A 21948-nucleotide genomic window follows, 5' to 3' on the forward strand; every position below is an offset into this window, starting at 1 on the left:
ATCGCACCAATGAGGCCGAGGATCAGGATCGCAGCGGTCGGCCGTTCGCGTCACGCGAGTCCGAGACGAGCATGAGGATGCCGTCGATGAACGGCCAGATGGCGCCGATGCCGCAGGTGAACACGGTGACCAGCAGCTGGGCGACGCCCAGGGAGGTGTGGCCGGTGTAGAACCGGCCGATTCCCAGGGGTATCAGCAGTTGCAGCAGGCCGGCGATGATCTTGGACTTGTCGGAGTACGGCAGCCCGGACTTCGGGTCGATGCCGTACGGCGCCCCCGGCACCGCCCACCCCGCCGCTGGCGGCGGGGGAGGCGGTGGCGGTGGAGGCGTGGCGCCGAAGCGCACGGTTGGATCGTGGTCGCCCGCGCCGGGGTCCGGGTCCGGTCGCGGGTCCTCGGGCGGTGGCGTCGTCATGGACGCACCGTACCGCCGATCAGACCACGGCACCGCCGTCCTCGGGCATCCCGCGCCCGTCGACGACGTGCGCGTACGGGTCGACCGTCTTGCGCGGGTCCTTGTCCGGGTTGTAGGGCCACTTCTCCTCGAGCAGCAGGCCGAGGGTCGAGGCCGTGAAGACCGTCGAGAAGTGACCGAACAGCAGACCCAGCAGCACCGCGATCGAGAAGTCGCGCAGCGAGTCGCCGCCGAGCACCATCAGTGCGGCGAGGATGAACGTCGCGCCCATGGCGGTGTTGATGGTTCGCGGCAGGGTCGACAGGATCGCCTCGTTGACCATCTGACGCAACGGGATGTCGGCGGTGCGCGTGCGTTCTCGGATGCGGTCGAGCACGACGATCGAGTCGTTCACCGACAGGCCGATGATCGACAGGATCGCGGCCAGGAACACGCCGTCGATCGGCTTGCCCCACCAGGCGAAGACGCCGACGACCGCGAGCACGACCGACGCCATCGAGATGATGGCGGCCGCGGCCCACGTCCACCGGAAGCGCCAGGCGAGGTAGGCCATCTGCGCCGCAACGGCGATCAGGAAGGCCAGCAGCGCCTTGTTGCGCAGCTCCTTGCCCAAGGTCGGGTCGATGGTGTCCGAGCGGACCTGGACGGTGTCCCCGCCGACCTCGGCGATCGAGGAGCGGACCTTCTCGGCCTCCGCCTCGTCGATCTTGGGCAGGCGGACCGAGATGTTCTCGCCGCCGTCGGCCGACGAGGCTTGCACGACGGCCTCGGGGAACCCGGCGTCCGCGACGGCCTCGCGGGCCTGGTCCGGGGTGACGGCCTTGGCGGTGGAGTACTCGAGCTGACGGCCACCGGCGAACTCGACGCCGAGGTCGAGGCCGCGGACCAGGATGCCGCCGATCATGACGCCGGCGACGCCGAGCGAGATGACGACCCACATGCCGGCCCGACGGACCAGGTAGGGACCGTGCTCGTTCAACCAGCGGCGCACGCTGGAGATGCCGCCGATGCCACTGGCCTGCGGGTGGTTGCGGATCCACTTGCGCTTGACCAGCCACTCGGTCAGCCATCGGGCGACGACCAGCGCCGAGAACATCGACGCGATGACGCCGATGGTCAAGGTGATGCCGAAGCCCTTGACGGGACCGGCGGACAGGAAGAACAGCAGCAGGGCGGCCAGGATCGTCGTGACGTTGGAGTCGATGATGGCGGACCAGGCCTTGGAGAAGCCGGTGGTCAGAGCCGACAGCAGGCCGGCCTTCGGATTGTCGTGATACTCCTCGCGCGCTCGTTCGTAGACCAGGACGTTGGCGTCGATGGCCAGGCCGATCGCCAGCACGAAGCCGGCCAGACCCGGCAGGGTCAGGGTGGCGCCCATCAGGACGAGTGCGCCGTAGGAGATGAGGGCGTACACGGTCAGCGCGATCGTCGCCATGACGCCGGTGAGCCGGTAGATGAAGATGATGAACAGGCCGGTCAGCAGCAGGCCGATGACGGAGGCGTTGATCGAGGCGTCGATGGCGGCGGCGCCGAGCGTCGGGCCGACGGTGCGCTGGTCGATGATCTCGACCGGGACCGGGAGGGCGCCGCCCTTGATCAGCACGGCGAGGTCCTGCGCCTCGGTCTGGGTGAAGTCGCCCGTGATGCTGGTGCTGGAGCCACCACCGCTGGTGCAGAGCTCGGGCACGATGCCCGGGGACGAGATGACCTCGTTGTCGAGCACGATCGCGATGCGGTTGCCGGCGGCGGGGTTCTGGCACGCGGAGGCGACCAAGTTGCTCCAGGGGGTGCGGCCGGTCTTGTTGAACTGCACATTGACGACCCAGTCGCCGATGCTGTTCTGCGGCATCGCGGCCTCGGCGTCGCTGATGCCGTTGCCGTCGAACGCGACCGGACCGAGCAGCAGCTGCTGGCCCTGCTCGTCGGGAAGGACGATCTCGCCCTTGCCGGGCTTGGTGCCCTCCTCGGCGGGAGCCATCACCTCGCGGAACTCCAGGCTGGCCGTCTGGCCGATGACCTCGGCGGCCTTGGAGGGATCCTGCACGTTCGGCAGTTCGACGATGATGCGGTTCTCGCCGGAGCGCGCCAGCGTGGGCTCGGAGACACCGAGTCCGTCGACGCGGCCGCGGAGGACCTCGAGGGCCCGGTCGGTTGCCTCGGCGTCGGCCTTGACGCGGTCGGTGGACTTGGCCTCGAGGGTGATCTGCGTGCCGCCGCGCAGGTCGAGGCCGAGGTTGGGCTTCATGGTCAGGGCCACGGCGGCGGCGCCGACGATGACGGCGAGGCAGATCAGACCTCGCCAGAGATTGGTCTTGGAAGACATGAGTGAGCTTTCGGTGGAGCCGCGGGGCGGCAGGTGCATGGGCGGGCTGAGCCGGTCGTGGCGACCGGTCAGCGGCGCGGCGGGGCGCGCCCCGCAGGAACCGGCGCAGCAGTGCCGATCTGGGCGGCGCCGAGGGCCACCACCAGGGAGACGAGGACGACCGTCCCCAGCGTGAACGCGGCGTCCAGGGTGCCGGCGGGCAGGTCGATCGACAACGCGTGGTCGTCCGACGTGGCCTTGGCGATCGTGACCCGGGGGTTCCCGGAGCCGTCCTGTCCGGCCGACGCCGAGGCGGCGCCGGAGCGCCGGTCAGCCCCGGAGAATCCGGCCAGCGCACCCAGCCCGAGCATGCCGGCCAACAGCACGGCTGCCAGGGCCGCGACGAGGCGTCGCGCGGCGTGGGTGGTCCGGATCACCCCGCGAGTGTAACGGTCCTACGGTGGATCCCGTGACTACACGACATGTCCTGGGAACGAGTGGCATCGAGGTCGGCCCCGTGGGGATCGGCTGCAACGCATTCGGAGCGCGGATCGACGGTGACCAGGTGGTCGCGGTCGTGGACGCGGCCTTCGAGCAGGGGGTGACATTCTTCGACACCGCCGACACGTATGCGCTCGGTGAGAGCGAGACGCTGCTCGGTGCCGCACTGAAGGGTCGCCGTGACGAGGTCGTCATCGCGACGAAGTTCGGGATGGACATGCAGGGGCGCAACGGCGACGACCGTGGCCGCCGCGGCAGCGCCGACTACGTCCGCCGGGCGGCGGAGGCCAGCCTGCGCCGGCTCGGCACCGACGTGATCGACCTGTACCAGCTGCACACGCCCGACCCGAACACTCCGGTCGAGGAGACGCTGGGCGCGATGACGCGGCTGGTGGACGAGGGCAAGGTCCGCGCCATCGGCTGCTCGAACTTCACCGCGTGGCAGCTCGTCGACGCGGACTGGATCTCGCGCACGGCCGACCTCGCGCACTTCGCGACGGCCCAGAACGAGTACTCGCTCTACAACCCGGCCGCGGAGGTCGAGCTGGTCCCGGCCTGCCTCGAGCTCGGAGTGGGCCTGCTGCCGTACTTCCCGCTCGCCTACGGCCTGCTGACGGGGAAGTACTCGCGCGACAGCGAGCCGCAGGAGGGCACCCGGCTGGCCGGCCAGCGGGCCCGTTGGGAGAGCGCGGACTGGGACCGGATCGAGGCGCTGCAGGCGTTCGCACGCGAGCGCGACATCAGCCTGCTCGAGCTCGCGATGGGCGGCCTCGCGTCGCGGCCGGCCGTGGCGTCGGTCATCGCCGGTGTCTCGCGTCCGGAGCAGGTGGCCTCGAACGTGGCGGCGGCCGCCTGGGTGCCGACGGCCGAGGACACGGCCGCACTCGACGAGCTGATGGCTCCGCAGCACTCGTACACGACGTTCGCGCCGCGCTGAGCGGGCAGGGGAGTCGGTGGGTGCGCCGGGTCGGGAGCGCCTCACGGCGCAAGGCCGCTCGAAGCGGCTGATGTTGGGACCCGGGGCTACCGCGACCCGGCGCGAGCACCACTCTAGACGACCCCGCCCAAGCCCACAGGCACCTGTCGTCTCACCTCAGGAGGGCTGCGCGACCCGCTGGCGGCGGTGATTCAGTGCAGCTCGTGGCGCCGCTCGGCGTCCGCGGCGGCGCGCAGCTGGCGCGCCGTGTCGACCAGGCGGGCGGCGCTGCCAGGGTCGGTGTCCTCCAGCTGCCCACGGCCCACACCGACGATGTGGGCGAAGGCGGCGGCCCGGTCGAGGGCCACGTCGAAGTCGGTGGCGACGATGCCGCGCACCACGGTGTCGACCAGCTCGATGACCTCGTTCGGGCCGGGCGGGTCGACGACGCCGGCCAGGACCTCCTGGACCGGGGCGTAGGCACGGCCCGCGCTGAACTCACGCGAGGCCTGGACCGGATTGCGATGGACCCACGTCCGCAGCGCGTACAGCCGCCACAGTGCTCCGGCCACCGTCTCGGGATGGGCCTTCGACCACAGTTCCGCGATCGAGCCCAGTCCCTCGGAGTCGGCCAGGTGCAGCACCCGGTCGATCAGGGCGCGGTCCTCGCGGTCGTGGGCGCCGCGCACCAGCAGATTGGCGATGCGGTGGCCCGCGGCCGAGCGCTCGGCGGGATCGTTGTCGTCGCGCAGCGTCTCGAAGAGGGCGGCCCCGGGCAACGACGGCTTGTGGAAGTCGGCCATGCGTTCGAGAGTAAACCCGCGACGGTGACCGGGGGCGGCAGTCGGCTCAGGGATCGACGAGCGCGGCAGCCATCGGGCCACCCACCAGCTGGATCTGCCAGTTGCGGCAGCCCCGTTCGCGCAGCTCCGCGGCGACGGTGTCCTCGTCCCGGTCCTGCGGCGGCTGCCACGCCAGGGCGCGCACCACGCCGGGCGAGATGAGGTTCTCGGCGGGCAGGTTGTTCTGCTCGGCGATCTGCGTGACCACCTCGCGGACTCGTACGAGGCGAGCGGCGGCCACGGGGTCCTTGTCGGCCCAGGCGCGCGGGGGCGGGGGACCGTCGGACCGCTGGCCCGAGGTGGGCAGCTCGTCCTCGGGAAGCCCCTCGGCCTCCTCGATGGCGGTGTACCAGTCGTCGAGGAAGCGCCGCGGACCGCGGCGGCGCATGGTGGGGTCGTTCTTGAGGGCGACCAGCGAGGTCGGGGCGTGCGTGGCCAGCGCCACGATCGCCGAGTCGGGCAGGATCCGGCCGGGGGTGACGTCACGGTCGGCCGCGATCGCGTCGCGGGCCTGCCACAGGGAGCGGACGATGGCCAGGGCTCTGCGGCTGCGGATCTTGTGGATGCTGGAGGTGCGGCGCCACGGGTCCTTGCGCTCCGGCGGGCCGGTGAAGGACAGCAGGGCGTCGAACTCCTCGCGCGCCCAGCCGTCCTTGCCGGCGGCGACGAGGTCGGCCAGGACCGCCTCGCGCAGCTCCAGCAGGACCTCGACGTCGAGCGCGGCGTACTCGAGCCACGGATCGGGCAGGGGCCGGGTCGACCAGTCGGCCGCCGAGAACTCCTTGGCCAGGCTCATGCCCAGGTAGTGCTCGACGAGAGCGGCCAGGCCGACGCGCGGCAGGTTCAGCAGCCGGCCGGCCAGCTCGGTGTCGAAGAGCGACGCGGGCCGCAGTCCGACCTCGGCCAGGCACGGCAGGTCCTGCGTGGCCGCGTGCAGGATCCACTCGGAGTCGCCGAAGGCCAGCCCGAGCTCGGTGAGGTCGGGGAAGGCGATGGGGTCGATCAGCCAGGTTCCCGAGCCCTCACGGCGCACCTGCACGAGGTAGGCGCGCTGGGAGTAGCGATAGCCGGACGCGCGCTCGGCGTCGAGAGCGATCGGCCCTTCGCCCAGCGAGATCTCGGCGCAGGCACGCGCCAGCGCGTCGTCGGTGTCCACGACGGGGGTCAGCGGCTCACGAAGTCCGAGGCGCGGCAGGGCCGGCTCGGGGGACTCATCGGGGGCCTGGTCGGGCACCTCGTCGTGTTCGGTGGTCAACGGCTCGTACGCCTCCGGGTCAGGGGAACGACACCGGGCGCCAGGGGCGGGAGTCCGGCGAGTTTGCCGAGCAGCTCCATCCACGCCGAGGCGTGGGCGTCGAGTCCGCCGTGCGGGGTCCAGGAGGCGCGGACCTCGATCTGGGCGTCGGACTCGTCCTCGGCCATGGCTCCGAATCCCTCGGAGCGCACGACGGTGATGCTGCCGGCAGTGTTGGTGTGCTCGGCGCCGGCGTCGCCCAGTGCGTCCGTGAGCCAGCTCCAGCCGACCTGGGTGATCAGCGGGTCGATGGCCATCTCGTGCTCGATGTCGGCGCGGGCGAACGTGACGCACCGGAAGGTGCCGTTCCACGCGTCGTTGCCGGCCGGATCGTGCAGGAGGATGAAGCGTCCCGTGCCCACCTCGGTGTCCGCGACGATGACGTCGGCGGTGATGGCATGGGCGAACGGGGCGATGCGCTGCGGTGCCGGCATCTGTCCGAGCTCGAGTTCGGGGCGCGCGACGGCGCGCTCGACCTCCTCGACAGCGCGGGTGAACGGTGCCGGGACGCCTTCGACCTTCGTGCGGGCTCCCACACCGTGATCTTAGGCACGGGAGACAGGGTCGGGCGGCTCGACACGCAGGGCGTGACAGACTCGAAGGGTGACCCATGACGTCAGCGCCACCGCAGTCGAGAGCGCCATCACGAGTCCCTTCCTCCGAGCCTGCCGAGGCCTCGAACCGGCCCACACCCCGGTGTGGTTCATGCGCCAGGCCGGGCGCTCGCTGCCTGAGTACCTGGCGATCCGCGAGGGCGTCCCGATGCTGGAGTCCTGCTTCCGCACGGACATGGTCGTCGAGATCACGATGCAGCCGGTGCGTCGCCACGGAGTCGACGCCGCGATCTTCTTCTCCGACATCGTCGTGCCGCTCAAGGCGATCGGCATCGACCTGGACATCGTCCCGGGCACCGGCCCCGTCGTGGCCGACCCGATCCGCTCGGCGGACCAGCTGTCGACGCTGCGCGACCTCGAGCCCGACGACGTCACCTCCATCACCGATGCGGTGAAGGGCCTCGTGCAGGAACTGGGGGAGACGCCGCTGATCGGGTTCGCCGGCGCGCCGTTCACCCTGGCGTCCTACCTCGTCGAGGGAGGTCCGTCGCGCGACCACCGCCGCACGAAGGAGCTGATGTACCGCGACCCCGAGCTCTGGCACGCGCTGCTCGGCCGGATCGCGGCGATCGCCTCGCAGTTCCTGCGGCTGCAGGTCGAGGCCGGCGCCTCGGCGATCCAGCTGTTCGACTCGTGGGCCGGCGCGCTGTCCCCGGCCGACTACGACACCTACGTGCGCCCGCACTCCGCCGCCGTGCTCGACTCCGTCGCGGACCTCGACGTCCCGCGGATCCACTTCGGCGTCGGCACCGGCGAGCTGCTGTCGCGGATGGGCGAGGCCGGAGCCGACGTCGTCGGCGTCGACTGGCGGGTCCCGCTGGACGAGGCGATCGGCCGCGTCGGACAGCGTGCCGTTCAGGGCAACCTCGACCCCACGCTGTTGTTCGCGCCGACCGATGTCGTGCACGCCCGCGCCGCCCAGATCATCGACGCCGGACGCGCCGCCCACGGGCACGTGTTCAACCTCGGTCACGGGGTGCTGCCGGCGACCGACCCGGACGCCATCACCCGGTTGGTCGACTTCGTCCACGGCTACGAGCCGGAGGCCTGATGCGCGTCGCGGTCATCGGTGGCGGCATCGCCGGACTGTCGGCGGCGTTCCATCTCTCGGCGGCCGGCGCCGAGCCGGTCGTGCTGGAGGGCTCGCCCGAGATCGGCGGCAAGGTCCGCCAGGCGCAGCTGGGGGACCTGACGGTCGACGTGGGCGCCGAGGCGATGCTGGCGCGGCGGCCCGAGGCCGTCGACCTGGTGAAGGCGGTCGGCCTCGCCGGTGACCTCGTGGCTCCCGAACCGGTCCCGTCCATGGTCTGGAGTCGCGGAGCCCTGCGCCCGCTGCCGCCCACGATCATGGGCGTGCCGTCGGACCTGGACGCGCTCGCGCAGGCGGGCATCCTCGAGTCCGCGGTGACGTCGACGGCGCTGCCCGTGCCCGACGAGGACGTGTCGGTGGCCTCGTTCGTGGCCGACCGGCTGGGACGTGAGGTCGTCGACCGACTGGTCGAGCCCCTGCTGGGCGGCGTCTACGCCGGACACGCGGATCGGCTCTCGCTGCAGGCCGCCGCGTCCGTCATCGGAGAGCTCGGCCCGGATCTGCTGGCCGGTGCCGCGGCTCGTGCCGCGGCTCCGAAGGCTCCCGGCCCCGCCCTGATCGGGTTGCGTGGCGGAGTCGGACGGCTGCCGCAGGCCATCGTGGACGCCGGCGGCTTCGAGGTGCGCACCCGCGCGACGGTCCGCTCGGTCCGTCGAGACGGAGACGGGTGGGAGCTGGTCGTGGGACCCACGACCGCGCCCGTCCGTGAGCGCTTCGACGCGGTCGTCATGGCCGCTCCGGCCCCGGCCGCGTCCCGACTGCTGGCCGAGGCCGCGCCGCGCGCCGCGTTCGCACTCGCCGGCGTCGACTACGCGTCGATGGGTGTCGTGGCGCTGCTGCTCGACGACGCGGACCTGCCCGCGGGGACCGGATTCCTGGTGCCTCCGGTCGAGCCGATGGACATCAAGGCTGCGACGTTCTCGACCCGCAAGTGGGCCTGGCTCGCCGAGGCTGCCGATGGGGCGACGGTCGTCCGCGCGTCGATCGGCCGCGCCGGTGACACGGCCGTGCTGCAGCGCGACGACGCGGCACTGGTCGACCTCGCCGTGACCGATCTGCGCTCGATCGTCGAGCCGGAGGGCTCCCTCGGCACGGTCCGCGCGTCGGTCGTGCAGCGGTGGGGCGGCGGACTGCCGCAGTACGAGGTGGGACATCGCGAGCTCGTGCGGACGGTGACCGAGGACGTGGCGACGGTTCGCGGATTGGAGCTCTGTGGCGCCGCCTACGAGGGCGTCGGGATCGCGGCCGTCGTGGCGACCGGGAGGGCCGCGGCCGAACGAACCCTCGCCGGGTGAGAATGGACGTATGAGTACGCACGAGGTCGACCCCGAGAAGATCAACGCCACCATCCGGTACGCCATGTACTCGGTGTTCCGCGTCGAGCGTCCGCTCGCGGATGGCGACCGTGCCGCGATGGCCGCCGAGGTCGAGGCGCTGTTCGCGAAGCTCGACGACGTCGTCGTGCGCGGCACCTACGACGTCAGCGGCATGCGCGCCGAGGCTGACCTGATGGTGTGGTGGCACGCCGAGACGGCCGACGCCCTGCAGGACGCCTACAACGCGTTCCGCCGGACCGAGCTGGGCTCGCACCTGGCGCCGGTGTGGTCGAACGTCGGCCTGCACCGCCCGGCGGAGTTCAACCGCTCGCACGTGCCGAACTTCCTCGCGGACGACACCACGAAGCACTACCTGTGCGTGTACCCGTTCGTTCGCTCGTACGAGTGGTACCTGCTGCCCGACGACGAGCGTCGCCGTCTGCTGCGCGAGCACGGCGAGGCCGCTCGCGACTACGCCGACGTCCGCGCCAACACGATCGCGTCCTTCGCCCTGGGCGACTACGAGTGGCTGCTGGCCTTCGAGGCCGACGAGCTGCACCGGATCGTCGACCTGATGCGCGACCTGCGCGCGACCGACGCCCGGCTCCACGTGCGCGAGGAGCTGCCCTTCTACACGGGCCGCGCGATGTCGGTGGCCGAGCTGACCGAGCTCTGGCCCTGATCCCTCACCTCAGTCGGTGAGGACCGGCCGCGCCTCCCGGATGCGCAGCGTGGTGGCGGGACCCGGCGCCGTGATCGTGGTGCCGAGGTCCTGCCACGCGCCGCCGTCGACGCGGTAGGTGACCGCGTAGGTGACGTCGACCCGCGGAGCGACCTGTCCGGGTTGGCGGTACCGATGAATGACGTCGAGCGCGGGATACGGGCGGCCGGGGCTGGTGGTGGTTTGGGTGGTGTTGTCTCCGTGGTGCCACGTGTAGGTGGCCGCAGTGGCACGCAGGTCGACCGTGGACCCCAGGATCGGCACGCTGCGCTCGAACGGAGCGGCGGTCGTGTGGAAGATCGTCTCGAGGTTGACCAGCGTCGAGCCGGCCGGTTGGACCGCGACGCTCAGGCGGGGTAGTCCGACGCGTCGGACTGCTTCGACCACGTCACCGGGGGTGACCTCCGGTTGGTCCGGGTCAGCGGGCTCTGCTGGCTCGCCGGGCTCCGGTGGCGGCAGGCAGTCTTCCTGCGGGAACGGTGCCTCGACGCGGCAGTAAAACGGCTCCGGTGCGGCGGGTATGGGCGGACCAGCTTGCTCTGGTGGTGAGCCAGGTTGGCGGCCCCGAATCGGCGTTGTCCTCGGAGGATTCTCGACCGTCTTCTTGATTACCAAATCGGGATCCCGCGCGTCCTCCTCAACGATCGGGTCCGAGTTGAACGAACTCGGCGCGAGGGCAGTTATCGCGAACGCGAGCACCAAGATGCTCACCGGAAGTCGCCCTTCAGGATCTCGGCCATTCTGCGCGGCTCGCCCGGCGCGAGTTGGAACGTCAAGACCGACTTCTTCGGTGTGCTCGTTGACAGGTCGGAATCCGAGGTCAGTTTCTGACTACCGCCCGAGATGTGAACAGTCGCTGTTACATGGGCAGGGTCGTTCGCTGAGGTGTACCGCACCTTCGCCTCGCCGAAGCTCCACGTCCCGCCCCTAAAGAATCCGCCGTCCTCGTACGTCTTTGCGAAGAGGTCGATGTAAGTCCTGCATGAGTCACAGTCAGGATCTGACAACGTCTCCATTTGTCGGACGTCCCCGGTGAGTGCCGAGTAGTTGAGGACGGCGGCGTAGTAACGCACGAACTGGGAGGCACCACTGTGGGAATCCGCCTTTGCCTCTGCCGGCATGGGCGGCAGCGTGGCGTCCGGGTTCGCAGGAGTCGTCGCGGCGGAGGTGGGGTCGGCAGGACGAGGGTCGTCCTCGCTGCAGGCGCCGAGGCTCAGCGCGAGCGACGCGACGACGGCGGTGGCCAGAATCCGCATGTGTTCCCCCCAAGGGCCGGCGCTGGGACGCCGAGTTGCAGGAACCCTAGCGACCCGCAGGGGGAGAGGGGGAGCCCTCGTCTCACAGCTGTGGACGAAGGCCGGTACAGATGCGTAGCGGTGAGCACCTTTCTCGCACGGAGAAGGTACTCACCGCTACACATCTCGCGCGCGGCGGCGCGAGACGGGTCAGTCGGCCTGGAGGTCCAGGGCGATCCCGTTGATGCAGTAGCGCAGGTCGGTCGGGGTGGCGAAGCCCTCGCCCTGGAACACGTGTCCCAGGTGCGAACCGCAGTTCGCGCAGCGCACCTCGGTGCGCTTCATCCCCAGCGCCGTGTCCTCGATGTACTCGACACGGTCTTCCGCCAGCGGGGAGTAGAACGACGGCCAACCGCACTGGGCGTCGAACTTGGTCTCGCTGCGGAACAGCTCGGCTCCGCAGCCGCGGCAGCGGTACACGCCGACCGTCGGGTCGTGCTCGTAGTCACTGCTGAAGGGTCGCTCGGTGCCGGCCTGGCGCAGAACGTGATACTCCGCGGCGCTCAGCTCCTCGCGCCACTCGTCGTCGGGACGATCGACCGCGTAGGTCTTGTCAGTCTTGTCGCTCACATCTCCGCCTGTTCGTCGAAGCTCCGGTGTTCCAACAGGTGCAACGTCGGAACGTCCAGTTTTCTTCTCGCTCGCGACGTCCAATCCAGGTGAAGGAACTCACGCACCACGTGCGACTCGGTCAGGATGATGACCTCGTCGCAGGACTTCTCCTTGACCAGGTCCGAGAGCGCGTCGATCGGGTCGTAGTCCACCAGCTTGGTCGTGACCGTCTGGCCGCGCTCGGCGAGCAGGGCCGCAGAGGCGTCCAGCTCCTCCTGGGCGTCCTGGCGCATCTCCTTCTCGACCTGGTCGTAGGTGGCAGGCTCCTCCATCGGGGCGAACTGGCCCCCGCCGAATGCAGTCATCGAGACGCTGAGCGCCGCCGGAGAGCCGTCGACCGGCATGAGCATGTGATAGGTCACGTCGTCGTCGACCCCCTCGTGCAGGGCGAGGATCTGGTCGGCGTCGATCTCGATGAGCTTGCGTTCCACCAGCAGGGCAACGTTGTACATGAGCCCAGCCTAGGCCGCTCGGCGGTCTCGGACCCATCGCGTGAGCAGGACACCGTCCTCGTCGAAGGAGTGGCCCAGCCGCATCGGGCGCTCGACGGCTCGGGCGCCGAGCGTCATGCGCTTGGCCGGACCGCCCACCAGGTGGGGCGAGATCGTCAGGCAGGTCTCGTCCACGAGGTCCAGGTCGACGAGGGTGCCGTTGAGGTCGGGCCCGCCCTCGCACAGGACGCGGTTGAGGCCGCGGGCAGCGAAGGCGTCGAGCACTGCGGCCCAGTCGATCTCGGTCTCGCCCGCGACGATGACCTCGACCGTGCGCGACAGCTCCTGGCGCTTCTCGACCGAGGAGGTCGCCGGCGTGATGACCATGAGCCCGGGCGCGACCACCTGTTCGGGCAGGTCCAGGCTGCGGCTGACGACGGCCAGGACGGGGACGCGGGAGCGGCCCTCACGCAGCGACTCGTGCATCGAGTCCGCCGAGATCGGGTGGTAGCCCTCCGCGCGAACGGTGCCGGCCCCCACGAGGATGACGTCACTCAGACTGCGCAGCACCTTGAAGACCTTGGCGTCCGGCTCGCCGCCGAGGTTGCCGGACAAGCCCTCGGGATTCTGGACGGCGCCGTCGATCGATGCGACGAAGTTGGTCCGCAGCCACGGCTTGTGGGATTCGGGGTAGGCGTACAGGTCAGCGAGTTCGTTCAGATCCGGCATGGAGCCACGGTAGGGGAACCTGGGGCATACTGCCGATCATGACGGACCTGCGATCCACGCTGGCGACCAGCGGCCCCATCGACCTCTCCTCGCGGGCCTCGGACGAGACCCCGGGGTTCGAGGGAAAGAAGAAGGACGCCAAGCGAAGACTGCCGCAGATCGGCGAGGAGTTGATGGACTCCCAGGAGCTGCTGTTCGCCAACGGCATCGCCGGCACGACCGACCGCAAGGTGCTGATCCTGCTGCAGGGGATGGACACGTCGGGCAAGGGCGGCACGCTGCGTCACGCCGCCGGCCTGGTCGATCCCCAGGGCCTGGCCATCACCGCGTTCAAGGCGCCCACCGACGAGGAGCGCGAGCACGACTTCCTGTGGCGGATCGAGAAGCGCCTGCCGGCACCGGGCATGATCGGCGTCTTCGACCGGTCGCACTACGAGGACGTCCTCGTCGGGCGCGTCCGCGCGTTGGCGCCGGCCGAGGAGATCGAGCGGCGCTACGACGCCATCAACGACTTCGAGGAGCGGTTCGTCGACGGCGGGGGCGTCCTGCTGAAGTGCTTCCTGCACATCAGCCCCGACGATCAGGAGGAGCGGCTCGCGGCTCGGCTCGACGACCCGACCAAGTACTGGAAGTACAACCCCGGCGACCTCGACGACCGTCAGCTGTGGCCGGAGTACCAAGCGGCGTACGAGACGGTGCTCGAGCGATGCTCGACCGACCACGCCCCGTGGCACGTCGTCCCGTCCGGTCGCAAGTGGTACCGCAACTGGGCGGTCGCCACCATGCTGGCCGAGACGCTGACCGATCTGGGACTCGACTGGCCCCGCGCCGACTTCGACGTCGCGGAACAGAAGAGGCGCCTGGCCACGATGTGACCAGGCGCCTCTCCGAGCGCTCGACTCAGACGTCCGCGAAGAGCGCGTCCATCGGCACGAGGTCGACGGCGCCCACGGCGTAGCGGGCCAAGATGACCTCGGCCACCTCGTCGGCGACGCCCAGCGGCTCGGCGACCGCCACGGCGCCGGCCTCGAGAGCGAGCTCGGTGACCCGGTCGGGCAGGACGCCCGGGGCCAGGAACAGCATGCCCACGGCGATGTGTCGACGGCCGTCGGCACGGTGCGCCCGCACGGCCTCGCTGGCGGCCGGGGGAGCGGCCGACGCGAACGCCGCGATCGTCGGCAGCTTGTGATGGGCGCCCCAGGCGCGAGCGGCCCGGGCGATCATCGCGTTGGCCAGCGAGTCCGAGGAGCCGGCGCCGGCCAGCACCAGGGCGTCGAGCTCGCGGACCCGGTTCTTGGCCAGCGCCTCGCGCAGGCGACGGTCCAGGACGTTGAGGAACGTGCCCTCGATGCCCAGGACCTTCGTGACCTCGATGCGGACGTCGTGCTTGGCGGCGGCCGCCTGCGCGGCCTGCGGGACGTCGACCTTCGCGTGGTGGGCGTCGGTCAGCAGCAGTGGCACGACGACGATCTCGCCGAAGCCCTCGGCGGCCAGGCGCTCGACGACCTCGTCGAAGCTCGGTCCGCACAGGTCCAGGTAGGCGGTCTCGATACGCAGGTCGGGACGCATGCAGGCCACCACCTCCGTGAGGGCGTTGATGGTGTCGGCCGATCGCGGATCGCGGCTGCCATGAGCCAGGGCGATCAATGCGGGTGCGGTCATCGTGCGTTCCTCCCTTCCTGCGGTGCTGTGGTGGTGTCGGTGTGGCGGGCCAGATGGCCCAGGAACTTGAGGCGGAAGGCCCGCAGACAGCTGCGGCACTCCCACTCGCCGTGCGTCTCGCCGTGCGGACGGAGGTTCTCGTCGGCGCAGTACGGGCACGAGTAGGGGACCAGGCGCTCGCTCATCGCAGCATCTCCTCGTCGGCGCGGGCGACCCAGCGGGCGAAGGACTCGCCCTGGTCGCGGTGGGCCAGGTAGGTGCGCGACAGCTTCTCGACGTAGTCGGGCAGCTGGTCGCCGGTGACCTTGTGGGCCCGGAGCTTGCGGCCGAAGCCGGCGTCCATGCCCAGCGCGCCGCCGAGGTGCACCTGGAACCCCTCGACCTGGCGACCCTCGTCGTCCAGGACGAGCTGGCCCTTCAGGCCGATGTCGGCGGTCTGGATGCGTGCGCACGAGTTGGGGCAGCCGTTCACGTTCACCGTGATCGGCGTGTCCAGCTCGGGCACGCGCTGCTCGAGCTCGTCGATCAGCTGCGCCGCGCGGTCCTTGGTGTTGACGATCGCGAGCTTGCAGTACTCGATGCCGGTGCAGGCCATCGTGTGCTGGCGCCAGGCTGAGGGCCGGGCGTGCAGGCCGAGGTTGGCCAGGGCGGCGACGAGCGACTCGACCTGAGTCTCCTCGACGTCGAGCACGACGATCTTCTGCATCGGGGTCAGCGCGATCCGGCTCGATCCGTGCGCCTCGACGACGTCGGCCAGCTGCTGCAGCATCGGACCCGAGATACGGCCGACCGTGGTGGCCGCGCCGACGTAGTAGCGGCCGTCGACCTGGCGGTGCACGCCCACGTGGTCGACGGGTGTGTCCGGAACCGGGGGAGCGTCGAGGTCGATCAGCGTCCGCTCGAGGTACTCGGTCTCGAGGACCTCGCGGAACTTCTCGATGCCCCAGTCCTGGACGAGGAACTTCAGGCGGGCACGCGACCGCAGGCGGCGGTAGCCGTAGTCGCGGAAGATGCTGACGATGCCCTCCCAGACCGCGGGCACCTCGTCGATCGGGACCCAGGCTCCCAGGCGCTTGGCCAGGTGCGGGTTCGTCGAGAGACCGCCACCGACCCACACGTCGAAGCCGGCCCCGTGCTCGGGGTGGATCGCGCCGATGAACGCGACGTCGTTGATCTGCGGGACGACGTCGTGCCCCGGGTGGCCGCTGATGGCCGACTTGAACTTGCGCGGCAGGTTCGAGAAGGCCTGGTCGCCGATGTACCGGCTCTCGATGGCCTCGATCGCGGGGCGCCCGTCGATGATCTCCTCGGCCGAGACGCCGGCGACAGGGCTGCCCAGGATGACGCGGGGGCAGTCGCCGCAGGCCTCCTGGGTGGAGAGACCGACCGACTCCAGCCGCTGCCAGATCGTGGGCACGTCCCGCACATCGATCCAGTGGTACTGGATGTTCTGACGGTCGGTCACGTCGGCGGTGCCGCGGGCGAAGTCGACCGAGATGTCGGCGATCGTGCGCAACTGTTCGAGCGAGAGCTGGCCGCCGTCGACGCGCACCCGCAGCATGAAGCGGTCGGCATCGAGCTCCTCGGGCTCGAGGGTGGCGGTCTTGCCACCGTCGATGCCGGCCTTGCGCTGGGTGTAGAGGCCCCACCAGCGGAAGCGGCCGCGCAGGTCGCCGCCGTCGATGCTCTCGAAGCCGCGGTGCGCGTAGATGTTCTCGATGCGGGCGCGCACGTTGAGCGGGTTGTCGTCCTTCTTGGACTGCTCGTTGGCATTGAGCGGCTCGCGGTAGCCCAGGGCCCACTGGCCCTCGCCCTTACGGCGGCGGGGACGAGCAGGTGCGGCTGAAGTGGAGGTCATGGTGCTCTCTGTCGCGTGGCTGGTGCGCGGGCGGCGTCGCCTCGGCGCGGGAACTGCAGGCGGGCAGGATCAACGACACATCATCGAGCGCGCACGACCGAGGTCGACGTGGAGTCGTTCCACGAGCCATACGGTCTGTGCGGCGAGCATGCAGACAGTCTGTCCACTGAGACGCCCGTCCAACAAGCGGACGTCTCGAATGACGAGACAGTTGTCCGAATGGCAAGATTATGAGAGCACTTGGTCCGGGATTCCAGCGAAAAGTCACACGGCCGGTTGAGCCCTCTCGAGGATCGCCTGCAGATCGAGTCCGGCCGGCAGGGTGCCGAACGTGCCCGCCCACTGACCACCGAGCCGCGACGCGCAGAACGCGTCGGCCGCCGCAGGGGTGGAGTACCGGATCATCAGGGCGCCCTGAAGAATGGCCGCCATCCGCGACGCCAGCCAGCGTGCCGAGGCCGCCGCGTCGTGCGGATCGGCCAGGCGCTGCATGACCTCGGCGACGGCCGCGTCGAGCCGCGCGTCCTCGCCGCGGACGGTGCCGACCTCGGTGCGCCAGGCGTCGAGCGTGCCGTCCTCGCGGGAGAGTGCCCGCAGGACGTCGAGGGCGTTCACGTTGCCGCTGCCCTCCCAGATGGAGTTCAGGGGCGACTCGCGGAACAGCAGTGGCATGCCCGACTCCTCGGCGTAGCCGTTGCCGCCGAGGCACTCCAGCGCCTCGCCGACCATCATCGGCGTGCGCTTGCAGACCCAGTACTTCTCCAGGGCCAGCCCGATGCGCCGCAGGTTGCGCTCGTGCTCGTCGTCGGGGCGGTCCATGGCGGCGGCGAGGCGCAGTCCTGCGAGCATGCCGGCCTCGGACTCGAGGGCGAGGTCGGCCAGCACGCCCACCATGGCGGGCTGGTCGATCAGGCGGGCACCGAATGCCGAGCGGTGCCGGGTGTGCCACGCCGCCTCGGCGAAGGCCTTGCGCATGATCGAGGCCGATCCGAGGATGCAGTCCATCCGGGTGGCCGAGACCATCTCGAGGATCGTGCGGATGCCGCGACCCTCCTCGCCGAGTCGTACGGCCCACGTGTCGTCGAACTCGAGCTCGCTGGAGGCGTTGGACTTGTTGCCCAGCTTGTCCTTGAGGCGCACGATCGTGAGCGGGTTGCGCGTGCCGTCGGGCAGCACGCGGGGAACGACGAAGCAGGTGGAGCCGGCGTCGGTCTGGGCCAGGACGAGGAAGACGTCGTTCATGGCCGCCGAGGTGAACCACTTGTGGCCCGTGAGCCGGTACTCGCCCCGGACGTCGGTCGCCTTGGCGATGGTGCTGTTGACGCGCAGGTCGGAGCCGCCCTGCTTCTCGGTCATGCCCATGCCGGCGAGCAGGCCCGCCTTGTCCTGCGGCGCCCGCAGTCCGAAGTCGTAGGTCGTGGAGGCCAGGCCGGGGGTCCACTGGGCCGCGAGCTCGGGATCGGCGCGTAGGGCCGGGACGACCGCGTAGGTCATCGTGATCGGGCACATGTGGCCCTGCTCGACCTGCCCCCAGGTGTAGAAGCCGGCCGCCCGCCGCAGGTGGGCCGCCGGACGGTCGGAGGTCCACGGCTCAGCGGTCAGGCCGAAGCCGACGCCACGCTCCATCAACCAGTGCCACGAGGGGTGGAAGCGGATCTCGTCGATGCGGCGACCGAACCGATCGACCGGCTCGTGGACCGGGGGATAGGCGTTGGCCAGGTGCCAGTGCTCGCGCGCCTCGGCCGTCCCCGCCAGTGCGCCGATGGGCTCGAGGTAGGAGCGGATCTGGCCGGCCTGGTCCTCGCCCAGGGCGCGGACCGCATCCATCAGGGGAAGGTCCGCCGTCGCGATGTTGACGTCGTCGAACGGGACGGCCTGGTTCTCGGGGATGCGCTGCACGGGATCCATGGGCCCACCGTAGAACGTGACGTTGACAACACGCCTTCGAGACCGGCTCGCGGCCACCGAAGCTCGACACCCTGCTGCGGATCGCCGCAGCGCTGGACTGCGAGCTCGACGTCACGTTCCGCCCCCGAACCCGCCCCACGAAGGAGCCCCGATGAGTACCCGCGTCGACACCGAGGACATCGAGTCCACCCGCAGCGAGAAGCTGCTGGCCGTCCTGATGGGCATCTTCCTGCTGGTGGGCACCGTGTGGTTCTACGTGCAGGTGCCGTCGTGGGTGGGGGACGCCTTCTCGAGCACCAGCGAGACGACGCTCGAGCAGGCGCGGAACGAGAGCTCGAAGCTGGAGGACGCCCGGTACGCGACCAGTGAGGCGCTCGACACCGAGCGCAACGAACTCGACGTGGCGCGCGAGGCCTACAAGGTGGCCCTGCAGGAGAAGGCCGGCATCGCGGACGCCCGGGCCGAGTACGACGCCGCGCAACAGGACTACGCGAAGGCCGATGCCGCGGCCCGCAAGGCGGCCACGAAGGCGGACGCCGCCCAGAAGCGACTCGACCGGTTGGAGAACGATGCCGCCGAGGAGGCTCGGACGGGCACGGGGGCGTGGATCGTCGCGCTCGCGCGGCTGGGATTCATCGCGGTCTGGACGTTCGGCTCATACCGACTCATCGGGCAGCTGCGCCGACGTGAGTCGCGGTACCTCGCCCTGGCGTTCTCCACGGCGGCCGTCGGCGCGATCATGGCTCTGGTCTTCGGCGTCGACTACGTCACCGACTACATCGATCCGCTCGACCTCGGACCGTTCGTCCTCTCGGCTCTCGGCGTCGCGGCCACCGTCGTGGCCTTCCGGGTCCTGCAGAAGTACCTCGCGGCCCGGCTTCCGGGACGTCGGGTGCGCAAGGGGGAGTGCCCCTTCTGCGGCTTCCCGCTGCGTGAGGCCGGGTTGGCGGACGGGCCGCACTGCGGCGGCTGCGGACGCGATGTCGTGGCGCCGTGCTCGACGTGCCACTCGCCGCGACGTGTGGGCTCGTCCTACTGCGCCACCTGCGGGTCGGCCTGACCGGGGTCAGGCGCGGGTGAAGCGCTCCGACAGGTCGGAGTTCTGCAGGACCTGGTCACGCAGGAACCGGCTGCCCTCGTTGTTGGGGTGGATGCCGTCGGGGGCCTGCTCCAGGGTCAACGGGCGCGTCTGCACCCACGAGAACCCGTAGCGCTCGGCCGCGTCGCGCAGGATCGGCCGGATGATCTGGCCCTTGCGGGCCTTGCTGGTGCCCCACGGGCTCATGACGTAGACATCGGCGCGCGGGCGATCCAACTCGTCCCAGACATCGGCGAGATCGGCGAAGAAGCGATCGGCGGCCGACTCGATCTGGGTGCGCGTGGCCTCGACCAGGCGTCCGTCGGCGGTGCAGCGACGCCAGTCGTTGCGGCCACCCTCGACGACCATGATGCGCGGGCGCACGGTGCTGACGGTGTCGAGGCGAGCGCGGTAGCGGGTGCGATCGCAGGCGACTCCCCGCGACAGGAACCCGGTTCCGCCCGCGGCCTCGAGCTGCGGCTCGAGCCCCAGATCCTGGGCCACCAGCGCCCACCAGCCCGGATACCGGCTGTGCCGGTCGCCGTAGTAGGAGGAGTACGAGTCGCCGACGACCAGCATCGTGGCGCGTTCGGCCGGGGTCTCGGTTGCAGTGATCGGCGCAGGCGCGGCCGCCGACGAGCCCGGAGCCGCGACGCCGGCGCTGGTGACCAGAGCGGCCAGGGTGGAGGCGATGCTGACGACGACGAGACCGGCACGGCGGCGGGGCCAGTGGGCACGGGTCGTCACGCCAGATCCTCCAACACAGATGTACCAATGGGCTTGGTCGACGATAACGTCCCGAGTCGCCGTCACCGGCGAGACACGATAGTACGCGCTCGGGTGTCGCCGTCATGTCCCGGTCCGTGCGGGGAGCGACGCCGGCCGCGTGACGGACTCAGGCGAGACTGGCGCGCAACTGCTCGCAGGCCTGCGCGCACTCGATGCACGCGGAGCGCTCGCGACTCACCGAACCGGTACCTGCTGCAGGTCTACCTGCTGCAGGTCACCATCACGAGCCGTGCGCTGACGTCCTGGGCGAACAGCTCCTCGGCGGCGGCGGGGAAGTCGTCCTTGTCCATGCAAGAAGGCGCCGGAATCCGTGGATTCCGACGCCTTCGTCTGTGGGCGATACTGGGTTTGAACCAGTGACCTCTTCCGTGTCAGGGAAGCGCGCTACCGCTGCGCCAATCGCCCGTGGTTATTCATTTGTCCTCGAGGTGGGTACGGGATTTGAACCCGTGTAAACGGATTTGCAGTCCGTTGCCTCGCCTCTCGGCCAACCCACCGATGGATCATGGGCCTGCCGAGACCCTCTCCGAGCGGATGACGGGATTCGAACCCGCGACCCTCACCTTGGCAAGGTGATGCTCTACCACTGAGCCACATCCGCGCTGGCCGTTTTACCGGCCGAGAAGAAACATTAACCGATGTGTTCTGAGCATCCAAAACCGGGTCGGCATATGGTCGATCCATGAAGGCTTGGCTGGACGGTCGCTTGCTGGAATCACCGCGTGATCGGGCGCTCAGCGTCCTCGATCACGGGCTCGTCGTCGGTGACGGCGTGTTCGAGACGGTGGCGGTGATCGACGGTGAGCCGTTCGCCCTGACGCGTCATCTCGGCCGGCTGGTGACGTCGGCCGAAGGCCTGGGGATCGCTCGACCCGATGTCGATGCCGTGCGCGAGGGAGTCGCGGCCACGATGGCCGGCCAGGATCTGGCGTTCGGCCGCATCCGCATCACCGTGACGTCGGGACCGGGCCCGTTGGGGTCGCCGCGTGGTGACGCTGGTCTCACGCACGTCGTGGTGACCGAGCCTGCCGAGCAACCCGGACCGGTGAGCTCGATCGTGACCGTGCCGTGGACGCGCAACGAGCGCGGCGCCCTCGCGGGACTCAAGACGACCTCCTACGCCGAGAACGCCAAGATGGTCGAGTACGCGCGGGCACGCGGCGCATCCGAGGCCGTCATGGCCAACACTCGGGGCGCGCTGTGCGAGGGGACCGGGTCGAACGTCATGTACGTCCAGGGCGGGCAGCTCGTGACGCCCACGCTGGAGTCCGGATGCCTGGCCGGCATCACCCGTGCGCTGGCGATCGAGTGGCTGGCCGAGGAGTTGGACGTCGTCGAGCGCGACAGCCCGCTGGAGAGTCTGTTCGAGGCCGACGAGGTGATCCTGCTGGGTACGACGCGCATGGTGCAGGGCATCGAGCGCGTGGACGACCGCGTGCTGGACGCGCCCGGACCGCTCACCCGTCGTGCTCGGGAGATCTGGGACCGCCGCATGGCTGAGGATCTCGACCCGTGATCGGGTGCAGGTGACCCCTTCGCATCCGACGATGGAGGAACGAGCGTCCTCCCGGACGC

At 70.2% G+C, this 21948-nt stretch carries 23 protein-coding genes and 3 tRNA genes; 7 read left to right on the top strand and 19 right to left on the bottom strand.

Annotated elements, in window-relative coordinates; translation table 11 throughout:
- Positions 1-22: 22 nt before the first annotated feature.
- The 3 genes from NP095_RS06440 to NP095_RS06450 all read right to left on the bottom strand — a co-directional run bounded on the left by NP095_RS06440 (position 23) and on the right by NP095_RS06450 (position 3154).
- Positions 23-415, bottom strand: a complete 393-nt coding sequence (locus NP095_RS06440; RefSeq protein ID WP_232416796.1) for a TM2 domain-containing protein — start codon at positions 413-415, stop codon at positions 23-25.
- Between the two features lie 19 nt (positions 416-434).
- The gene (secD, locus tag NP095_RS06445; protein WP_232416795.1) at positions 435-2738 is read right to left on the bottom strand and encodes a protein translocase subunit SecD; all 2304 of its coding nucleotides are present in this window, start codon (positions 2736-2738) and stop codon (positions 435-437) included.
- Between the two features lie 68 nt (positions 2739-2806).
- On the bottom strand, positions 2807-3154 hold the full coding sequence (locus tag NP095_RS06450; RefSeq protein ID WP_232416794.1) for a hypothetical protein: 348 nt from the start codon (positions 3152-3154) through the stop codon (positions 2807-2809).
- 32 nt (positions 3155-3186) lie between these two features.
- Here NP095_RS06450 and NP095_RS06455 point away from each other — a divergent pair, with 32 nt between their 5' ends.
- Positions 3187-4155, top strand: a complete 969-nt coding sequence (locus NP095_RS06455) for an aldo/keto reductase (protein ID WP_232416793.1) — start codon at positions 3187-3189, stop codon at positions 4153-4155.
- A gap of 191 nt (positions 4156-4346) precedes the next feature.
- Here NP095_RS06455 and NP095_RS06460 read toward each other — a convergent pair whose 3' ends face one another.
- Genes NP095_RS06460 through NP095_RS06470 form a run of 3 tightly spaced genes read right to left on the bottom strand, consistent with a single transcriptional unit; the run spans position 4347 to position 6806 of the window.
- Positions 4347-4937 carry a hypothetical protein gene (locus NP095_RS06460; RefSeq protein WP_232416792.1) on the bottom strand — a complete coding sequence of 197 codons (591 nt, stop codon included), beginning with the start codon at positions 4935-4937 and terminating at the stop codon, positions 4347-4349.
- A gap of 46 nt (positions 4938-4983) precedes the next feature.
- Positions 4984-6231: a ribonuclease D gene (locus NP095_RS06465; RefSeq protein ID WP_232416791.1), complete on the bottom strand. Its 1248-nt coding sequence runs from the start codon at positions 6229-6231 to the stop codon at positions 4984-4986.
- The gene (locus NP095_RS06470; protein ID WP_232416790.1) at positions 6228-6806 is read right to left on the bottom strand and encodes a DUF3000 domain-containing protein; all 579 of its coding nucleotides are present in this window, start codon (positions 6804-6806) and stop codon (positions 6228-6230) included. The genes NP095_RS06465 and NP095_RS06470 overlap by 4 nt, the downstream gene beginning before the upstream one ends.
- Before the next feature lie 67 nt (positions 6807-6873).
- On the opposite strand from NP095_RS06470, the gene hemE reads away from it, so the two are divergent.
- Genes hemE through hemQ form a run of 3 tightly spaced genes read left to right on the top strand, consistent with a single transcriptional unit; the run spans position 6874 to position 9972 of the window.
- Positions 6874-7935, top strand: coding sequence for a uroporphyrinogen decarboxylase (gene hemE / locus NP095_RS06475; protein WP_232416789.1), 1062 nt, complete (start codon positions 6874-6876; stop codon positions 7933-7935).
- Positions 7935-9269, top strand: a complete 1335-nt coding sequence (locus NP095_RS06480) for a protoporphyrinogen/coproporphyrinogen oxidase (RefSeq protein WP_232416788.1) — start codon at positions 7935-7937, stop codon at positions 9267-9269. Before hemE ends, NP095_RS06480 begins: the two co-directional genes overlap by 1 nt.
- A gap of 10 nt (positions 9270-9279) precedes the next feature.
- Positions 9280-9972 (top strand): hydrogen peroxide-dependent heme synthase, encoded by a 693-nt coding sequence (hemQ, locus tag NP095_RS06485; protein ID WP_232416787.1) that lies wholly within the window; start codon positions 9280-9282, stop codon positions 9970-9972.
- 9 nt (positions 9973-9981) lie between these two features.
- Here hemQ and NP095_RS06490 read toward each other — a convergent pair whose 3' ends face one another.
- The 5 genes from NP095_RS06490 to NP095_RS06510 all read right to left on the bottom strand — a co-directional run bounded on the left by NP095_RS06490 (position 9982) and on the right by NP095_RS06510 (position 13078).
- Positions 9982-10398, bottom strand: a complete 417-nt coding sequence (locus tag NP095_RS06490; RefSeq protein WP_232416786.1) for a hypothetical protein — start codon at positions 10396-10398, stop codon at positions 9982-9984.
- Positions 10399-10718: 320 nt separating this feature from the next.
- Positions 10719-11267: a DUF6318 family protein gene (locus NP095_RS06495; RefSeq protein ID WP_232416785.1), complete on the bottom strand. Its 549-nt coding sequence runs from the start codon at positions 11265-11267 to the stop codon at positions 10719-10721.
- 189 nt (positions 11268-11456) lie between these two features.
- A complete protein-coding gene (msrB, locus tag NP095_RS06500; protein ID WP_187768597.1) occupies positions 11457-11876 on the bottom strand; it encodes a peptide-methionine (R)-S-oxide reductase MsrB in 420 nt (139 codons plus the stop codon).
- Entirely contained in the window at positions 11873-12370 is a 498-nt protein-coding gene (locus tag NP095_RS06505) for a universal stress protein (protein ID WP_232416784.1), read from the bottom strand. The genes msrB and NP095_RS06505 overlap by 4 nt, the downstream gene beginning before the upstream one ends.
- Positions 12371-12379: 9 nt before the next feature.
- Positions 12380-13078 carry a pyrimidine reductase family protein gene (locus NP095_RS06510; protein ID WP_232416783.1) on the bottom strand — a complete coding sequence of 233 codons (699 nt, stop codon included), beginning with the start codon at positions 13076-13078 and terminating at the stop codon, positions 12380-12382.
- 38 nt (positions 13079-13116) lie between these two features.
- Between NP095_RS06510 and NP095_RS06515 the strand changes: the two genes are divergently transcribed.
- On the top strand, positions 13117-13953 hold the full coding sequence (locus NP095_RS06515; protein ID WP_232416782.1) for a PPK2 family polyphosphate kinase: 837 nt from the start codon (positions 13117-13119) through the stop codon (positions 13951-13953).
- Positions 13954-13978: 25 nt separating this feature from the next.
- Here NP095_RS06515 and NP095_RS06520 read toward each other — a convergent pair whose 3' ends face one another.
- The 4 genes from NP095_RS06520 to NP095_RS06535 form a co-directional block, all read right to left on the bottom strand.
- Positions 13979-14740 carry a sirohydrochlorin chelatase gene (locus tag NP095_RS06520; protein WP_232416781.1) on the bottom strand — a complete coding sequence of 254 codons (762 nt, stop codon included), beginning with the start codon at positions 14738-14740 and terminating at the stop codon, positions 13979-13981.
- Positions 14737-14925, bottom strand: coding sequence for a hypothetical protein (locus tag NP095_RS06525; protein WP_154595191.1), 189 nt, complete (start codon positions 14923-14925; stop codon positions 14737-14739). Before NP095_RS06525 ends, NP095_RS06520 begins: the two co-directional genes overlap by 4 nt.
- On the bottom strand, positions 14922-16598 hold the full coding sequence (locus NP095_RS06530) for a nitrite/sulfite reductase (protein ID WP_232416780.1): 1677 nt from the start codon (positions 16596-16598) through the stop codon (positions 14922-14924). The genes NP095_RS06525 and NP095_RS06530 overlap by 4 nt, the downstream gene beginning before the upstream one ends.
- A gap of 264 nt (positions 16599-16862) precedes the next feature.
- Positions 16863-18506 carry an acyl-CoA dehydrogenase family protein gene (locus NP095_RS06535; protein WP_232416779.1) on the bottom strand — a complete coding sequence of 548 codons (1644 nt, stop codon included), beginning with the start codon at positions 18504-18506 and terminating at the stop codon, positions 16863-16865.
- Positions 18507-18657: 151 nt separating this feature from the next.
- Between NP095_RS06535 and NP095_RS06540 the strand changes: the two genes are divergently transcribed.
- Complete coding sequence (locus NP095_RS06540) at positions 18658-19566, top strand: zinc ribbon domain-containing protein (protein WP_232416778.1); 909 nt, start codon at positions 18658-18660, stop codon at positions 19564-19566.
- A gap of 6 nt (positions 19567-19572) precedes the next feature.
- Here NP095_RS06540 and NP095_RS06545 read toward each other — a convergent pair whose 3' ends face one another.
- From NP095_RS06545 to NP095_RS06560, 4 genes are all read right to left on the bottom strand, one after another.
- Positions 19573-20331 (bottom strand): SGNH/GDSL hydrolase family protein, encoded by a 759-nt coding sequence (locus tag NP095_RS06545; RefSeq protein ID WP_232416777.1) that lies wholly within the window; start codon positions 20329-20331, stop codon positions 19573-19575.
- A 375-nt stretch (positions 20332-20706) separates the two neighbouring features.
- Positions 20707-20778, bottom strand: a tRNA-Val gene (locus NP095_RS06550).
- Between the two features lie 21 nt (positions 20779-20799).
- Positions 20800-20870: transfer RNA gene (locus tag NP095_RS06555), tRNA-Cys, on the bottom strand.
- Positions 20871-20902: 32 nt separating this feature from the next.
- Positions 20903-20974 (bottom strand) — tRNA-Gly (locus tag NP095_RS06560).
- Between the two features lie 81 nt (positions 20975-21055).
- On the opposite strand from NP095_RS06560, the gene NP095_RS06565 reads away from it, so the two are divergent.
- The gene (locus tag NP095_RS06565; protein ID WP_232416776.1) at positions 21056-21889 is read left to right on the top strand and encodes an aminotransferase class IV; all 834 of its coding nucleotides are present in this window, start codon (positions 21056-21058) and stop codon (positions 21887-21889) included.
- Positions 21890-21948: the final 59 nt, after the last annotated feature.

Origin of the sequence: Aeromicrobium duanguangcaii, assembly GCF_024508295.1 — a bacterium.
Taxonomy (GTDB): domain Bacteria; phylum Actinomycetota; class Actinomycetes; order Propionibacteriales; family Nocardioidaceae; genus Aeromicrobium; species Aeromicrobium duanguangcaii.

Excerpts from the sequence above, each read along its gene's own strand:
- NP095_RS06440 (WP_232416796.1), bottom strand. The coding sequence starts at position 415 with ATGACGACGCCACCGCCCGAGGACCCGCGACCGGACCCGGACCCCGGC.
- secD (WP_232416795.1), bottom strand. The coding sequence starts at position 2,738 with ATGTCTTCCAAGACCAATCTCTGGCGAGGTCTGATCTGCCTCGCCGTC.
- NP095_RS06460 (WP_232416792.1), bottom strand. The coding sequence starts at position 4,937 with ATGGCCGACTTCCACAAGCCGTCGTTGCCCGGGGCCGCCCTCTTCGAG.
- NP095_RS06480 (WP_232416788.1), top strand. The coding sequence starts at position 7,935 with ATGCGCGTCGCGGTCATCGGTGGCGGCATCGCCGGACTGTCGGCGGCG.
- hemQ (WP_232416787.1), top strand. The coding sequence starts at position 9,280 with ATGAGTACGCACGAGGTCGACCCCGAGAAGATCAACGCCACCATCCGG.
- NP095_RS06495 (WP_232416785.1), bottom strand. The coding sequence starts at position 11,267 with ATGCGGATTCTGGCCACCGCCGTCGTCGCGTCGCTCGCGCTGAGCCTC.
- NP095_RS06505 (WP_232416784.1), bottom strand. The coding sequence starts at position 12,370 with ATGTACAACGTTGCCCTGCTGGTGGAACGCAAGCTCATCGAGATCGAC.
- NP095_RS06510 (WP_232416783.1), bottom strand. The coding sequence starts at position 13,078 with ATGCCGGATCTGAACGAACTCGCTGACCTGTACGCCTACCCCGAATCC.
- NP095_RS06515 (WP_232416782.1), top strand. The coding sequence starts at position 13,117 with ATGACGGACCTGCGATCCACGCTGGCGACCAGCGGCCCCATCGACCTC.
- NP095_RS06520 (WP_232416781.1), bottom strand. The coding sequence starts at position 14,740 with ATGACCGCACCCGCATTGATCGCCCTGGCTCATGGCAGCCGCGATCCG.
- NP095_RS06525 (WP_154595191.1), bottom strand. The coding sequence starts at position 14,925 with ATGAGCGAGCGCCTGGTCCCCTACTCGTGCCCGTACTGCGCCGACGAG.
- NP095_RS06530 (WP_232416780.1), bottom strand. The coding sequence starts at position 16,598 with ATGACCTCCACTTCAGCCGCACCTGCTCGTCCCCGCCGCCGTAAGGGC.
- NP095_RS06535 (WP_232416779.1), bottom strand. The coding sequence starts at position 18,506 with ATGGATCCCGTGCAGCGCATCCCCGAGAACCAGGCCGTCCCGTTCGAC.
- NP095_RS06540 (WP_232416778.1), top strand. The coding sequence starts at position 18,658 with ATGAGTACCCGCGTCGACACCGAGGACATCGAGTCCACCCGCAGCGAG.
- NP095_RS06565 (WP_232416776.1), top strand. The coding sequence starts at position 21,056 with ATGAAGGCTTGGCTGGACGGTCGCTTGCTGGAATCACCGCGTGATCGG.